The sequence below is a fragment of the Buttiauxella cochleicola genome (assembly GCF_021283185.1).
GTDB classification, from domain to species: domain Bacteria; phylum Pseudomonadota; class Gammaproteobacteria; order Enterobacterales; family Enterobacteriaceae; genus Buttiauxella; species Buttiauxella massiliensis.
On sequence record NZ_JAJSOS010000002.1, the window covers coordinates 105,313 to 121,141 of the forward strand.

Sequence of the window (15,829 nt, forward strand, 5' to 3'; positions counted from 1 at the left end):
AATATGAGGTCTAATGGAATGCTATGAGTTATAAATATAATTATTCCGTTGTATCTTGTGTATTGGCATCAGCCTTATTACCTGTTGGTCATGTAATTGCTGAAGAACGATTCAACCCTGCGTTACTTGAAATGACAGAGTCTAAAATATCTTCCGTGGATCTTTCAGCGTTTGAGAAAGGCGAGCAAGCACCGGGTACTTATCGACTTGATGTTTTTATTAATAATGAGCAAGTTGATACGCAAGACATTACATTTATCTCTAGCAAGGATGCTAGAGGATCAACTATGTTACAAGCATGTTTTACCTCTCAGCAGTTAAAATCATGGGGGGTGAAGATTGAGGAATATCCAAAAATTAGCGTTAACTCAGATCATTGCGCTGATTTTTCGGCAATTCCTCAAGCAACTTCTATACTGGATTTTAATAAGCAAAGATTAAATGTCAGCATCCCTCAGGTTGCACTGGAATCAATGGGGCGCGGTTATATTTCACCTGAGAAATGGGATGAAGGGATTAATGCCTTGTTGTTCAATTATAGTCTAAATGGAATGACTACGAAAAATCGACAAGGTAGCCACGATACGGTTAATAGCCAATATGGTAATTTTCATCCCGGGGTTAATATTGGTCCTTGGCGCTTCAGGAACTATTCAACATGGAGCCATGACACTAATGGTGAAAACGAATGGGATTCTGTAAATAGTTATATATCGAGAGACATTAAACCGTTGCGTGCACAATTTACGGCGGGTGACAGTAGCACATCTGGTGATATTTTTGACAGTATGGCATTTATGGGGGCACAGCTATCTTCAGATGAAGATATGACACCTGACAGCCTGAAGGGATATGCCCCTGTCATCCGCGGAATCGCCAGAACTAACGCTGAAGTGACTGTTTACCAGAACGGGTACAGTATTTATAAAACTTCAGTCGCTCCAGGGCCTTTTGAAATCAACGATATGTTTCCAACGGGTGGGGCTGGGGACATGTCTGTCACCATTAAGGAATCCGATGGTAGTGAGCAACATTTCACTGTCGCCTACGCATCATTGCCCATTCTGCAGCGTGAAGGTCACTTCAAATATTCAACGACGATGGGTAATACGCGAACAGGTGGTAGTAAAGATGCAAGTTTTGCTGAATTAACGGCCATTTATGGCTTGCCGCAGGGTTTTACTGTTTATAGCGGAATTGAGGCCACAGATATTGATTTTCACTCTGCTTCTCTGGGGCTGGGTGTAAACTTAGGTGACTTTGGTGCTATATCTACTGACGTCACTCAAGCATGGTCGACGATAAATAGTGGAAACCAAAAGAATGAAACGACTCAGAAAGAGAGTGGTCAGTCTCTACGTTTACGCTATAGCAAAAATATGCTTAAGACAGGAACCAATGTCACCATTGCCGGTTATAGATACTCTACTTCCGGCTACTATTCATTGCAGGATACGTTGCAGAGTTATAATTATGATGATTCTGATGACAACAAAAGGCGTAAAAACAGAACGGAACTCTCCATTGCGCAAGATATTATTTATGGTTCATTATCTGCCAATTTGGTCCATGAATCTTATTGGAATAATAAAAAAGAATCCTCTGTTAGCTTAAGCTATAACAATAGTGGTAATGGGATTAGTTATGGTTTGAATTATTCTTATAATATTAGCGCTGAAAACAGCGAAGGTGAGCATGATGAAAACGATCAACAATTTTCATTTAATATCAGCGTGCCGCTAGATAAATTCCTGCCATCGGCTACAGCTACTTATAGTCTGAATACCAGTAAAAATGGGCCTGCCACTCATAATATTGGCATGAATGGTACAGCATTTGATGATCGTACACTTAACTGGAATGTTCAGGAAGGTTATTCAGAGACTAATAAAAAAACCAATGGCGGGGTAAGTGCTAATTATAAGGGGCAAAATGCCCAACTTACTGGCGGCTATGCCTACGATGCAAATGTTAATCGTCTCAATTATGGTGTGCAGGGTGGGATATTAATTCATTCTGAAGGAATAACCTTATCTCAACCTTATAATGATACTGTCGTTTTGGTTAATACATCGGGCGCTGAAGGTATACCACTAAGTAACCAGGCTGGTATTAAAACTGATAATAAAGGCTTTGCGGTTGTACCATATGCAAGTCCTTATAGAAAGAATAGCATCTCACTTTCCACTGACAACCTTGAAGACAATAATCTGGAATTGGAGGAAACTAGCAAAAATGTTATTCCTACACGCGGGGCTGTTGTTGTTGCAAAATATAATGCTAACCTTGGTTATCGTGCATTAATAACATTATCTCGCTCTCAAGGGAAGCCTATACCATTTGGTGCAACGGTGACGAATAGTGTTGCTGACATTGAAAAACGCCATAGTAGTATCGTTGGTGATGAACAAAAAGTTTACTTTACCGGACTTGATGAAGCAGGAAAATTACTAGTTGTTTGGGGGGAGGGCAATGATGAACAATGTACTGTGAATTATCATTTGCCAGAAAAGAAAAGCGAATCAGGTGTGGAAATTCTTCATGAACAATGTAATTAATATACTCTGCGCATGCATTTTATTATTTGTCGCCTCTAATGCTTCTGCATTAAAGAGCTCTGATCAAATAAATATTGATATAACAGGTGAGATTGTTGCACCGTCTTGTAATGTAGCCGTGGCTGATACTGTAGAGCTAGGCCAATTTTCACGCTCTGATCTATCAAGTCCCGGAGCGAGCAGTGGGTTAATTACTGTTGACATTAACCTTAGTGGTTGTTCAGATCAGGCATCATTAGCGACGGTTACATTTTCTGGGACACCTTATTCAGCAGACCCAAGTTTCTCGAGTGTTATTTATGCAAATGATATTGTTGATGGTAGCCAGGATATAGGTCTTCAACTATTTAACTTAGATGGAAAACCCATTACTAATCTGGCAAGTGGAGTCAACTATAACTTTCCCATAAATACTGAGACGGGTACTGGCACATTCAAATTTGCATCGCGTTTATATTCACCTCATGGTACACCTACCGCGGGTGATTTTAAATCAACAGTAACCCTAGGTTTTACTTATCAATAATTTCGGCATCCCCTATGAAAAATGTGTTTAATAAAATACTAAAAACCACAGCGGTTATTTTTTTAATGTGCGGAACATTTGTTTCTCATAATTGCTATGCAACATGTACACGTAATGGAGGTCTTTTTGCTGACAATAGTATTTCAAGATCAATGGTTAGTCTCCCTGAGGAGATAGTTATTGAAAGTCGGCAATATGTATCTGGTGAGGTCCTTTATACTTCCGGCGTACATGAAGGTAACAATCCACAACTAACTATAGCTAACTGTGGTAGCGGTTATAAAGTTGGCTTTTTTTACAATAATTCCCCCCAGGTTGAAGGGGCGACATATAGCGATGTTATGCCAACAAATATCGAAGGGATAGGTGTCCAGGTCCTGGTATATAACCAGGCGGGTCCTTATGATGGACAGATGACAGTAGATAACAGTTGGCGTGATGGATCTGGATCTAGAGGTGACCATACGTTAAGAGGGTCCTCCTATATGATCTGGCTTGTCGCAACAGGAGCCCCGATTTCTGCCGGAACGTTAACTTTTGGGAGTCCTGTTGCACAAGTTGAATTTCGGGAAAGTGCTTCTCGCAGTGCTGCTGGTGTCGTTGCTTCAGACTTGGCCCTTTCCAATGCAGATGTGATTATTAAAGCTGTGGGATGTTCAGCAGATGTCTCCGCAATAAGCTTTCCTTTTGGCAAAGTCGACTTGGGTCAATTTGATGGGCAAACTAAGGTAGGTTCGGTACCCACACAGGATGTCAATCTGAGTTGTGAACCGGGAACGAATGTGTCTTTATCTGTCACAGCGGCTGAATCTAAAGAAGATGATGTAAATCATACGGTGATAGCGCTTACCGGGGCTGGGGATGAAGGTGTTGCCAGCGGTGTTGGAGTGCAGTTGGGTTTAAAAACCAGCCAGTACAATAGTGGCTCTAATGGTTTACAGTTGAACACCCCCATCTCACTCATCACATCAACTCGAAGTAGTGGAAAGGTTACCGCCGGTGGAGCTACTGCGCAGGAAAAATTAACCTTTAGCGCGGTATATTACAAAACCGCAGCGGTGGTAAAACCTGGTAAAGCGAATGCTACAGCGACACTAACCTTAACCTATAACTAATCTATTATAATTTTTTGCTTGATAATGTTCGCGAGGTGTACAAATGACGGGAGCATATCGCTATCTTTGATACTGGCAAATCCAACTAATAACCCTTTGGATTTCTGTTGATTAAAGTAATAACGCGATAACGGCCTGACTAAAATGCCTTCTGCATTCGCCTGTTTTGCAATCTGCATATCATCTGCGTCAGGCGGAAGTTGAATAATCAGATGCAGCCCGGCATTGCTGTTGAAATAGCCCAGATACTCTTCACCTAGATGCTGCTTAATTAACTCAACCAGTTGGTTACGACGTTTGCTATATAACTGGCGCATTTTGCGAATGTGCGCGGCGTAATATCCTTCTTTGATAAATTCAGCAAGGGCTGCCTGAATGACCTGATGGCCACTACGGTATAGCTCGTTATGCACCTTTTTCAACGGGGCGGCTAAGGGTTTAGGAAGCACCACGTAACCCAGTCGTAGCGCGGGATACAGCGTTTTACTGAAGGTGCCGATGTAAATAACCGGGCTATCTTCTTCAAGCCCCTGAAGTGAAGGAATGGGCTGGCCTGAGAAACGAAACTCGCTGTCATAATCATCTTCTACAATCCAGCTGTGGAACTCCCGAGCCTGGGAAAGTAATAACTGACGGCGCGGTAAACTCATTACTGAACCCAGCGGATATTGATGCGAAGGGGTTACGAAAATCAATTTCGGCTTTTCAACCGGCAATGCTTGCGGAACCAGCCCCTGGTCATCGACTTCAAGTGCTGAAATACTCACGGCGTTCATGCGTAAGATATTTTTAATTCCCCAATAACCGGGTTCTTCAATCCAGGCATGGTCACCAGGGTTACACAACGTACGAGTGACTAAATCCAGCGCCTGATGAATACCTTCGGTTATCAATATTTGATCGGTTGAGCATTTCACACCGCGCGCGGTACGTAGATAATCTGATAGCGCAGCCTTTAAATCCTCCAGCCCACCTACCGCATCATAAGTGAGATATTCGGGGTTTAAGCGCCGGGAAATACGATCATAAATCTTCTTAAAAGTCCGATGCGGGAAGCTGTTTACATCAGGCACGCCGGGAATAAAGTCCCCCCATTGTGCAGGGCTGGCACTGGCGTTCTCAAGCAGTTCAAGGCCGCGTAGCGACAGGCTCGAGCGGTCTTCAGGCTGGGAGGTCTGGAGTGTTTTCGCAACTTGTGTGTTGAGGTTATCAAGCACACTTTCGGTGACAAACGTGCCGCTGCTGGTGCGCGTCGAGATATAGCCTTCAGCCTGCAACTGCTCGTAGACCCGCAAAACCGTATTACGCGACAGCACCAATTCGCTGGCCAAATCGCGCGAAGGAGGCATCCGTGTGGCCGGGCGTAGACTCCCCTCGAGAATGCAATTACATATCGCAACATAAAGTTTCTTATGAAGTTTCTCGGCAGGTGTCTGGCTAAATGCCTGCTTAATCACATCTACGGCAAGTGAACGCATTTGGATCCTAATAATAAAACGATTTGGCACTCGATTCAGGTACCAGATACTGTCTAAATGGATCTCGTAATTCAACCTGTAAATCTGTTTTGTGTGCGAGGGATAAAAAAATGAGCAATAACGAACTCCATCAACGTCGTCTGGCTGCTACTCCGCGTGGGGTAGGTGTGATGTGTAATTTCTTTGCCCAGACGGCAGAAAATAGCACCATCACGGATGTAGAAGGGAAACAATATATCGATTTTGCTGCGGGCATCGCCGTGTTGAACACCGGCCATCGTCACCCACGCCTGGTACAGGCTATTGAGCAGCAACTCCATTCATTTACACATACCGCTTATCAGATTGTCCCATACGAAAGTTATGTGTCACTGGCGGAAAAAATTAACAAAGTGGCTCCGATTTTTGGGCCTAAGAAAACGACATTTTTCACCACCGGCGCTGAAGCTGTTGAGAACGCCGTAAAAATCGCCCGTGCCCATACTGGCCGCCCAGGCGTGATAGCCTTTAGCGGTGGGTTCCACGGTCGTACTTATATGACAATGGCGTTAACCGGCAAAGTGGCTCCCTATAAAATCGGCTTCGGGCCATTCCCTGGCTCCATTTATCACGTGCCGTATCCGTCGCAGCTGAACGGTACTTCAACTGATGATGCGGTGAAGGCCATTGAGCGACTGTTCAAGTCCGATATCGAAGCTACGCAGGTAGCCGCGATTATCTTTGAGCCAGTACAGGGCGAAGGTGGTTTTAATGTAGCACCGCCTGAATTTGTGGCTGCGATTCGCCAGATTTGTAATACCCACGGCATCGTGATGATTGCCGATGAAGTGCAAAGCGGATTTGCCCGTACCGGTAAAATGTTTGCCATGGACCATTACGCGCATCAAGCCGATCTCATGACCATGGCGAAAAGTCTGGCAGGTGGCATGCCACTATCAGGTGTGGTGGGTAGAGCGGAAATCATGGATGCACCAGCACCTGGTGGTCTGGGGGGAACTTACGCAGGTAACCCTCTTGCGGTTGCTTCGGCTCATGCGGTGCTGGATGTGATTGAGGAAGAAAAACTGTGCCAACGTGCAGACACATTAGGTGAGCGGCTGACAAAAACGCTGCTTGATATTAAAGAGAGTTGCCCAGCATTAGCTGAAATTCGCGGGTTGGGTTCGATGATCGCCGCTGAGTTTTATGACCCATCAACAGGTGAGCCATCTGCCGCTATTGCCCAGCAGATTCAACAACGAGCATTAGAGCAGGGGTTATTGCTACTGACCTGCGGCCAAAATGGCAACGTAATTCGTTTCCTCTATCCGCTGACTATTCCGGATGCTCAGTTTGACCAGGCATTAAATATTATTAAGAACGCGACGCAATTGTGAGACTACAGATGATTGAATTAAACAATGCAGACTTGCTGCTAACTACCTGTCCGCTTGATGGTGAGTGGAGTAATGCACTGTCTGGTAAAACAGCCCCAGTTTTGAATGCTGCGACAGGCGAGAAAATCGCTGAGGTTCCTTTTATGGGGCAGGCCGAGACAGTACAGGCAATTACTGCGGCTGAAGTCGCGCAAAAAGAGTGGAAAAAACAGACTGCGGCAAGTCGGGCCAAAATCCTGCACAGTTGGGTGAGCCTGATTCACGAAAATAGCGAAGATCTAGCCCGATTGATTACCCTCGAAGGTGGCAAACCGCTTGCTGAAGCGCGGGGTGAAATTAACTATGCGGCTTCGTTTATTACCTGGTTTGCTGAAGAAGCGAAAAGGGTGGATGGCGTCTTGTTGCAACCTACCAGTGCCGATCAGCGTTTTATCGTCTCCAAACAGCCGATTGGCGTTTGTGCAGCCATTACGCCATGGAACTTCCCGGCGGCGATGATTACCCGCAAAGTAGCTCCGGCATTAGCTGCGGGTTGTGCCATTATCGTCAAACCGGCCGAGCAAACACCGTTAACCGCACTGGCACTGGCAAAACTGGCTGAAACAGCAGGGCTTCCTGCGGGGTTGTTGCAGGTCATCACTGGTGATGCAAAAGAGATTGGTGGCGAGCTTTGTCGCAATGCTACGGTTCGTAAACTCAGCTTCACGGGCTCAACCGAGACAGGGCGCTTATTGATGGCGCAATGTGCACCAACGATTAAGAAATTGTCGCTGGAACTGGGTGGGAACGCGCCGGTTATCATTTTCGATGATGCTGATATCGATCTTGCCGTTAAAGGCATCATGGCGTCCAAGTTCCGCAATAGCGGCCAGACCTGTGTTTGCGCTAACCGCATCTACGTTCAGAGCGGAATTTATCAGGCGCTGAGTGTTGAGCTAGTCAAAGCGGTTGAGGCTCTGAAAGTCGGTAACGGCATGGATGACGGGGTCACTCAGGGGCCACTGATTAATGCTAAAGCGATTGAGAAGGTTGAGCTTCATATTCGCGATGCTCTGGATAAAGGGGCCACGGTGTTAACGGGCGGGCAAAAACATACATCAGGTGGGAATTTCTTCTCGCCAACGGTCGTGGCCAATGTCACGCAAGAGATGCGTTTTGCCAGAGAAGAGACATTCGGCCCGGTTGCTCCGCTATTTAAATTTGAAACTGATGATGAAGCAGTGAATTACGCCAATGACACGGAATTTGGCCTGGCTGCTTATATCTTTACCCGTGATGCGAAACGCCAGTGGCAAATTCCGGAAGCACTGGAATATGGCATGGTGGGAGTGAATACCGGGTTGATTTCCAATGAAGTGGCGCCATTTGGCGGGATTAAACAATCGGGTCTCGGCCGTGAGGGTTCCCGCTTTGGTATTGATGAGTACTTAGAAATGAAATATGTCTGCGTGAAACTCTAAACCCTTCATACCTCGCTCCGCAGCACCGTAGGTCGGATTAGCGCAAGCGACATCCGACTTTTTCTCTGAGCTGTTCACCCCAGATAGCCCCAAAAAACTGCCCATCTGCGAATGTTGCAATCATGCTCACGATCTTAACAATTATGTGACATTAGACGTATACATATAACATATTATGTTTTATAAAATATGAACACTGCCTGCCCTTATGCCACATAAAGAGAAAAGATATGGATCAGACGACAGACAAAGAAAATCTGCAACATCAGCCAGTTAAAGGCGAGCAATTCAACCGCTCGATAGGGCTGATGTCTAACTTCGCGCTGGGATTTACCTACCTATCACCACTGACAGCGGTTTACTCACTGTTTGCGCTGGCGGTAACGCTTGCCGGGCCACCGGCAATCTGGTGGATTCTTATCGTTGCCTGTGGCCAGCTGCTGGTGGCGCTGGTATTCGGTGAAGTTGCATCCCAATATCCAATTACTGGTGGTTTGTACCCATGGGCAAGAAGGTTATGGGGGAAAAAATATGCTTGGATTGCAGCCTGGATTTACCTGTGGGCTTTAGTCGTCACCATTACTTCTATCGCTGAATACACCTCCACCTTTGTTGCGTCCTTATTTCACTACGCAACCAGCGCAGGCAACATGATGCTCACATCTGTCGTGCTGCTGCTGATAATGATGGGCGTGAATATGTCCGGGACGAAGAATTTAGCCCGTGTCGCCAAAATTGGCTTCTGGTGTGAAATAGTCAGCGTCATTGCGTTAGGTATCTATCTGTTAATATTCCACCGTTCACAGCCATTCTCGGTGGTATTTGACTCGATGGGTGTTCTGGCATCCGATGGTAATTACACCACTGCATTTATGTCTGCATCACTGATGGGTTTGTTTATGTTCTTTGGCTTTGAAGCATGCGGTAACGTGGCTGAAGAGGTTAAAAACCCAGGTAAGAAGATTCCAATCGCCATGATTCTGAGTATTGTCTTTGGCGCAATTTCCGCGGTGATTTCGATTCTGGGTTATCTGCTGTCGTCCCCGGACTTGATTAACATTGTGAACGGTAAAATTGCTGACCCAATCCCAACAATTCTGAACCAGGCGCTGGGTGAAACAGGTGCAACCATCTTTATTGTGGTCGCTATTATCGCCATGCTCTCTTGTATTCTGTCACTGCAGGCTGCATTAAGCCGTCTGATATTCTCCTTCTCTCGCGATAAGATGTTGCCGGGTAGCGAGTGGATGTCCAAAATCTCTAAACATAGCGTGCCGGATAACGCCATGATTGTGAGTTGTTTATTGCCGGTGATTATCTGCGTCTGGGTCTACTTCCAGCCGGATAGTCTGGCTCGTATCACGGCCTTTGCGGTTATTGGAATCTATATTTCATTCCAGATGGTCGTACTGGCTGCGCTTCGTCAACGGCTGAAAGGCTGGAAACCAGCAGGTGAGTGGACGGTGGGATCATGGGGGTTAATCGTAAACGTTCTGGCGTTAGCCTATGGCCTGTGCGGTATTTGGTTACTGGCGCAACCGGCCGCAGGTGAAAGCTTTATTGACCGTTGGACGGTATTGGTAGGGCTTGCCATTGTAATTATCTCAGGACTGCTTTACATGTTCATCACTAAGCCGTTTGGCCGTTCGAACGCACCAGAAAATGATGCGATTGAGTATGCGCGAAAGTTAAGCACTGAACAGAACTAATACATGCGTATTTATAGGGAGGATTAGCGCTAAACGCTAATCCTCCCTATATTATTTAGCCTGATACAAATTAAAGTAATCATTCTCAAAGACAATCTTCGCCACACTGATATCCAGCAAATCGCCCACCCGGAAACGAGGATGCGTTGAAAAAACAATCCTGCTATCTTTGTTGGTCAGAATGACTTTATTATCGGCAGCGTAAGGTAATAACTCATCCTCAACGCGGCTGACCAATAAATCTATTGCAGCTACACCTAAGAATTGCTGATTAAAATAAACCGGTACAGCGCTAGTGATGGTGTAAGACGTATTACAGATATAGTCGACGTAGGGGCCATGAATAAATGCGTTACCGACAGCGGGAGCTTGCTTAAACCACTCAAAGGTTCTGAAATCCAGACGCTGTTGCGTGGCCTGGTCTAAATCAAGATTCACCTGTTTTACACCATCAGCTTTCTTATACCACCACTCGAGCAGCCAAAATTCTTTATTACTTCCTGAGCCTTCGATATGGCTGGCAAAGCCCGCACCGGAGCAGTAAACATTACTGTTTAAGGTCGCTTTTATGTGATCCTGAATAGTTTTTCTGACGGAAGGCTCAAGCAAATGCTCCAGATTAACATCCTCAATTTCTGCCAGTGACGTTTCAATGTCACGGGCAAGCAAACCGGTGGATTCAATGGTGGAGTTAATGATGCTATCAATTTTTTCGGTAAGGGCATGGAGTGATGTTGTTAATAGCATATTTATGCCTATTTTTATAGTTTGTCAGGTTGCACTGTATTTCAATTTATTTTCTATCAGATAGAAAGTAAACGTATCGATTAGCTTTTTGGCGATGTTAACTGACTCGGATTCATTGTGTGAAGACAGAGTATTAATTAACGTGGTGTATAGCTCAACAATCTCACAATGGATATTTTCTGAACGGAACAAAATAGCCACCAGCGACGACCATTCGGACTGCAAAATAAGCTCCTGGTTAGCGAGACGCGCTGACTGAGAACAGGCGGCTATGGCTAACAAACAACGCATATCAGCCTGAGTGCGTGCTTCAGGTGATGTCGCTAAATTGAGCACTTCAACAAATTCACGTAGGCGAGTGATATCTGCGTTCGTCATACGACGCGATGCCAGACGTGTGCTGTGGCTAATAATAGCGCAATGCATTTCACCTAAATCCGACAAATAATCGGTACTTAGGGTCTTAAATGGATTAAGGGTATTACTGAATTCCCAGACTTGCTCGCAAACAAAACTACCGCCATTACGCCCACGCACAGTGTGAATTAATTTGTTGGCACGCAGCGTATTTAACGCTTCACGGATGGTGATGTGCGAAACCCCCATCATTTTTGCGAGGTCGGCTTCATTCGGTAATTGCTCATTTGCCTCAAGCAAGCCGGTAATAATGGCATTTGAAAGACGCTGAACTATCTGATCGGAACGGCTGGCCTGGCCTATTGGCGCGAATATCACCGCATGAGTAATCATAATTTTCCCTGGTGAGATAATCCTTTAAATAGTTCACTGAACATAGCATACAACCCCTTGTTAATGAAGGAAGGCTTAAGTGTTGATGCTGGTCCACATGCAACATATGTCGCTCGTTTGGAACCTTTCCATCGCGCTTTATGAACGCTGCGCAATTGCACATTAAAATATCACGTCGGAATGGGATGTATATCATGTTGTTAGAAGAATGTTATTGAATTCGCGTCGCATAAAACATATTACATAATATAGTTTATGTTTTAACGAGCGGAGAGCGTAATGAACATCCTGAAGCATTTTATCAATGGGCAATATGTAGCAGGTTCGGAGGATAACCTCTTTGAGCTGGTAAGCCCGGTCAACGGAGAGACCTACGCGCTGTCGCCAGGTGCAGGCCGTAGCGAGGTAGATCAGGCCTATAGCGCAGCGAAAAGCGCGTTTGCCGTCTGGAAACATTCCACCCCGTCCCAAAGACAGCTGGCACTGTTAAAACTGGCCGACGCGATTGAACACAATGTGGACCGACTCGCGCAAGCGCAAAGTCAGGAAACAGGGCAGTTACGCCACTTTATCGAAAAGGAAGAGATCGCAGCATCCTGCGATGCGCTGCGTTTCTTTGCCGGTGCGGCGCGATGTCTTGAAGGCAAAGCCTCATATGAATATACCCCCGGTTTAACTTCAACTATTCGCCGCGAGCCGTTAGGGATTGTTGGCCAGGTCACGCCGTGGAACTACCCGTTTATGATGGCGGTGTGGAAAATTGCCCCAGCATTGGCGGCAGGGAACACCGTGGTGCTTAAACCTAGCGATACCACGCCTATCAGCACCTTAATTCTGGCAGAACTTGCCGCGCCAATTTTCCCACAGGGCGCGTTTAACGTGCTGCTTGGCAAAGCTGAAACTGGCTCCCTGGTGGTATCGAGCACAGAAGCGTCGTTGGTTTCAATCACCGGCTCGGTACGTGCGGGTTTACAGGTAGCGGCATCTGCTGCTGCAAACCTCACCAAAGCTCACCTCGAACTTGGCGGCAAAGCACCGGTTATCGTTTTTGCCGATGCCGACATTAATAAAGCGGTAGACATTATCACCACCGCGGGCTTCTTCAACGCAGGCCAGGATTGCACATCGGCGACGCGCATTCTGATTGAAGATTCCATTTATGAATCATTCCTCGAAAAGCTGGTAAGCAAAACCCGCGAAATCAAATTCGGCGTGCCGGAAGATAAGGATGCGTTGTACGGCGCACTGAACAGCCGCAATCAGTTAGAGCAGGTTAAAGGTTTTATTAGCCGACTGCCGGCGCACGCCAAAATCGAAACCGGCGGTAAGCCTGGCGCTGGCCCTGGTTTTTATTTCGAACCGACGATTATTTCCGGGCTTGAACAATGCGACGAGGCGATTCAGCACGAAGTCTTTGGCCCAGTGATGACCGTGCAGAAATTCTCCTCAGAAGAAGAGGCGCTGGATAAGGCGAATGACGTGGAATATGGCCTGGCATCCAGTGTCTGGACCAGTAATCACGGCCGCGCCCAACGCTTCAGCATGCGTCTCGATTTTGGCACGGTGTGGATTAACAACCATATACCGCTGTGCGCTGAAATGCCCCACGGCGGCTTCAAGAAATCCGGTTATGGGAAGGACTTGTCTTCCTACTCGCTCGATGAGTACACCCGTGTGAAACACATTATGTGCGATACCTCTGACTCCTAATATTAAGGTGATGAAATGAAAGCAATAAAAGTTGCCGTACTCTCCTTTGCTCTATTCTCAAATCTGGCGTTGGCGGATGTTTCCCCGTTGACGGTGGTTAAAGATTATATGTCCGCATGGAACGCCCATGATTCGGCAAAAGCTGCACAATATTTAGCCTCAGACGTGGTTTATTACGATGCAGCAAATGGCACGCCGGTTAACGGCAAGGCAAACGCGGAAAAAGATGTCATAGGTGCTTTTATTAAAGCCGTACCGGACCTGACATGGAAAATGACCAGCAAGCCAGTCTATGACCACGACACCATCGCCTTCCGCTGGGAGTTTAGCGGCAAAAATAGCGGTGAGTGGGCTGGCAGCCCGGCAACCAATAACCCGATTAAATTTGAAGGCGTCAGCTATATCACCGTCAATAATGGCAAGATTACATGGCAAGGCGATTACTACGACTCTAAGAAGCTGGATGAAGAATTAAAACCACAGGCTAAATAAGTAAGGTCTTTTATGTCCATAACCAGACGTGATTTTCTCAACGGAGTTGCCATCACTATTGCAGCAGGGTTAACACCTCTTGACCTTGCCAAAGCTGCCGGTAATGCCCGCGCGGTTATCGGGGAGGATTACTATCCACCCCAACTTACCGGGTTACGCGGCAACCATCCCGGCTCATTCGAGATGGCGCACGCCATTGGCCGTGACCATGAAAAATTCAGTACTGACCATCTTCCAATTGAAGAAGAGTACGATCTGGTTATTGTCGGCGGCGGGTTAAGCGGCCTTGCGGCAGCCAGTTTCTGGCACGACCTGATGGGTAAAGAGAGCAAAGTGCTGGTGCTTGATAACCATGATGATTTTGGCGGCCACGCGAAGCGCAATGAATTTAACGCCGGCGGCAAAAAAATCATTGGTTATGGCGGTAGCGAAGCCTTTCAGTCGCCAACGCGTAACTTTAGCCCGGTGGTAAATGGCCTGATGTCTAAGGTTGGCGTTAGCGTAGCGCGCATGAAGCAGAGCTTTGAGGTCAATTTTTACCCGGACTTAAATCTGAGCCGCGGGGTTTTCTTCGACAAAAAGAACTTCGGTGAAACCAAAATTGTTGGCGGCGATCCTGGGCGCGCAGTCGCCGATGATATCCCGCCAGACAGACTCAATGGCCGTAGCCTTGAGGCATTCATCAATGATTTCCCGTTAAGTGAGAGCGATCGCAAAGCCATTCTGGATTTGTATGTTAATCCGCAGGATTACCTGGAAGGGATGTCGGTAGACGAGAAAACCGAATGGATGGACACCCACAGCTACCGGGATTTCCTGGTGGAAAAAGTGGGCCTGAGCAAAATGGCCATCATGTATTTCCAGCAACGCACCAATGACTTCTTTGCTATCGGTATTGAAGGCGTGAGTTGTGGTGATGCGCGCACTTGCGCATTGCCGGGAATGGACAAGATGGGCTTGCCTCCTCTCGATGAAGAATCCCTTGCCGATTTGGAAGAGCCTTATGTCTACCATTTACCGGATGGTAATGCCGGCCTGGCTCGTTTGATCGTCAGGCACCTGGTGCCTGAAGCGCTACCTGGCAACACGATGGAAGACTCCATCACCTCCAGGCTGAATTATCAAAAACTCGACAATAAAGAGAACAGCACCCGCATTCGCCTGAGCAGCATTGTAATTAATGCGGCCAATACCGATGATGGCGTGGTGGTGACATACGTTAATGACGGCAAAGCGCATCGCGTCAAAGGGCGTAAGGCCATCATGGCGGGCTACAACATGATGATCCCGTATCTGGTGCCTGAAACCCCGGAAGAGCAAAAGGCTGACTTGCGCCTGAACGTCAAAGCGCCACTGGTATACACCAATGTGGTGGTCAAGAACTGGCATGCTTTCACCAAACTCGGTATCCACGAATTCTATTCTCCTGCGGCCCCTTACAGCCGCGTGAAGCTCGACTATCCGGTGAGCATGGGAAGTTATCACCACCCGCAAAACCCGGATGAACCTATGTGCCTGCATATGGTTTATGTACCCACATACCCGGGCAGTAAAATGAGTGCCCGCGAACAGTTCCGCCAGGGGCGAGCATATTTGCTCGGCACCACTTTTGATGCTCATGAAAAGATGATCCGCGAACAGCTTCAGGAAATGCTGGGGCAAACCGGATTTGATCATGAACGGGATATCACCGCTATAACCGTGAACCGCTGGGCTCATGGCTACGCTTATTACGCCAGCGCGTTGTTCGATGATATGGATAAGATGCCGGAAATTATTAAGCGGGCGCGTAAGCCTATCGGGCGAATTGCGATTGCGAACTCCGATTCAGACTGGGATGCCTATGCGCATACCGCGATTGACCAGGCGTGGCGCGCGGTCAATGAACTCAAGGCGATGGGATGAGCT

At 46.8% G+C, this 15,829-nt stretch carries 12 protein-coding genes; 9 read left to right on the forward strand and 3 right to left on the reverse strand.

Features of this window, described 5'->3' with window-relative positions; genetic code table 11:
* Window positions 1–23: 23 nt before the first annotated feature.
* From LVQ76_RS03425 to LVQ76_RS03435, 3 genes are read left to right on the forward strand one after another with little or no spacing between them, the layout of a single operon-like run.
* Window positions 24–2,558, forward strand: coding sequence for a fimbria/pilus outer membrane usher protein (locus tag LVQ76_RS03425; RefSeq protein ID WP_232920974.1), 2,535 nt, complete (start codon window positions 24–26; stop codon window positions 2,556–2,558).
* The gene (locus LVQ76_RS03430) at window positions 2,542–3,084 is read left to right on the forward strand and encodes a fimbrial protein (protein ID WP_232920975.1); all 543 of its coding nucleotides are present in this window, start codon (window positions 2,542–2,544) and stop codon (window positions 3,082–3,084) included. Before LVQ76_RS03425 ends, LVQ76_RS03430 begins: the two co-directional genes overlap by 17 nt.
* A gap of 14 nt (window positions 3,085–3,098) precedes the next feature.
* Complete coding sequence (locus LVQ76_RS03435; protein WP_232863458.1) at window positions 3,099–4,199, forward strand: type 1 fimbrial protein; 1,101 nt, start codon at window positions 3,099–3,101, stop codon at window positions 4,197–4,199.
* Here the strand turns inward: LVQ76_RS03435 and pdxR are convergent.
* On the reverse strand, window positions 4,196–5,677 hold the full coding sequence (gene pdxR, locus LVQ76_RS03440; protein ID WP_232920976.1) for a MocR-like pyridoxine biosynthesis transcription factor PdxR: 1,482 nt from the start codon (window positions 5,675–5,677) through the stop codon (window positions 4,196–4,198). The two genes, LVQ76_RS03435 and pdxR, sit on opposite strands and share 4 nt — an antisense overlap.
* Before the next feature lie 110 nt (window positions 5,678–5,787).
* On the opposite strand from pdxR, the gene puuE reads away from it, so the two are divergent.
* The 3 genes from puuE to LVQ76_RS03455 all read left to right on the forward strand — a co-directional run bounded on the left by puuE (window position 5,788) and on the right by LVQ76_RS03455 (window position 10,222).
* Entirely contained in the window at window positions 5,788–7,053 is a 1,266-nt protein-coding gene (gene puuE / locus LVQ76_RS03445) for a 4-aminobutyrate transaminase (RefSeq protein WP_232920977.1), read from the forward strand.
* 11 nt (window positions 7,054–7,064) lie between these two features.
* Window positions 7,065–8,513, forward strand: coding sequence for an NAD-dependent succinate-semialdehyde dehydrogenase (locus tag LVQ76_RS03450; protein WP_232903921.1), 1,449 nt, complete (start codon window positions 7,065–7,067; stop codon window positions 8,511–8,513).
* A gap of 230 nt (window positions 8,514–8,743) precedes the next feature.
* Complete coding sequence (locus tag LVQ76_RS03455; RefSeq protein WP_232920979.1) at window positions 8,744–10,222, forward strand: APC family permease; 1,479 nt, start codon at window positions 8,744–8,746, stop codon at window positions 10,220–10,222.
* Window positions 10,223–10,273: 51 nt separating this feature from the next.
* Here LVQ76_RS03455 and LVQ76_RS03460 read toward each other — a convergent pair whose 3' ends face one another.
* A complete protein-coding gene (locus tag LVQ76_RS03460) occupies window positions 10,274–10,969 on the reverse strand; it encodes a cache domain-containing protein (protein WP_232920980.1) in 696 nt (231 codons plus the stop codon).
* A 24-nt stretch (window positions 10,970–10,993) separates the two neighbouring features.
* Window positions 10,994–11,719 carry a FadR/GntR family transcriptional regulator gene (locus tag LVQ76_RS03465; RefSeq protein ID WP_232920981.1) on the reverse strand — a complete coding sequence of 242 codons (726 nt, stop codon included), beginning with the start codon at window positions 11,717–11,719 and terminating at the stop codon, window positions 10,994–10,996.
* A gap of 279 nt (window positions 11,720–11,998) precedes the next feature.
* Between LVQ76_RS03465 and LVQ76_RS03470 the strand changes: the two genes are divergently transcribed.
* The 3 genes from LVQ76_RS03470 to LVQ76_RS03480 are packed head-to-tail and all read left to right on the forward strand — an operon-like array spanning window position 11,999 to window position 15,826.
* Complete coding sequence (locus LVQ76_RS03470; RefSeq protein WP_232863464.1) at window positions 11,999–13,429, forward strand: gamma-aminobutyraldehyde dehydrogenase; 1,431 nt, start codon at window positions 11,999–12,001, stop codon at window positions 13,427–13,429.
* 15 nt (window positions 13,430–13,444) lie between these two features.
* The gene (locus LVQ76_RS03475; RefSeq protein ID WP_232863465.1) at window positions 13,445–13,921 is read left to right on the forward strand and encodes an ester cyclase; all 477 of its coding nucleotides are present in this window, start codon (window positions 13,445–13,447) and stop codon (window positions 13,919–13,921) included.
* Between the two features lie 12 nt (window positions 13,922–13,933).
* The gene (locus tag LVQ76_RS03480) at window positions 13,934–15,826 is read left to right on the forward strand and encodes an NAD(P)/FAD-dependent oxidoreductase (RefSeq protein WP_232920982.1); all 1,893 of its coding nucleotides are present in this window, start codon (window positions 13,934–13,936) and stop codon (window positions 15,824–15,826) included.
* Window positions 15,827–15,829 lie beyond the last annotated feature (3 nt).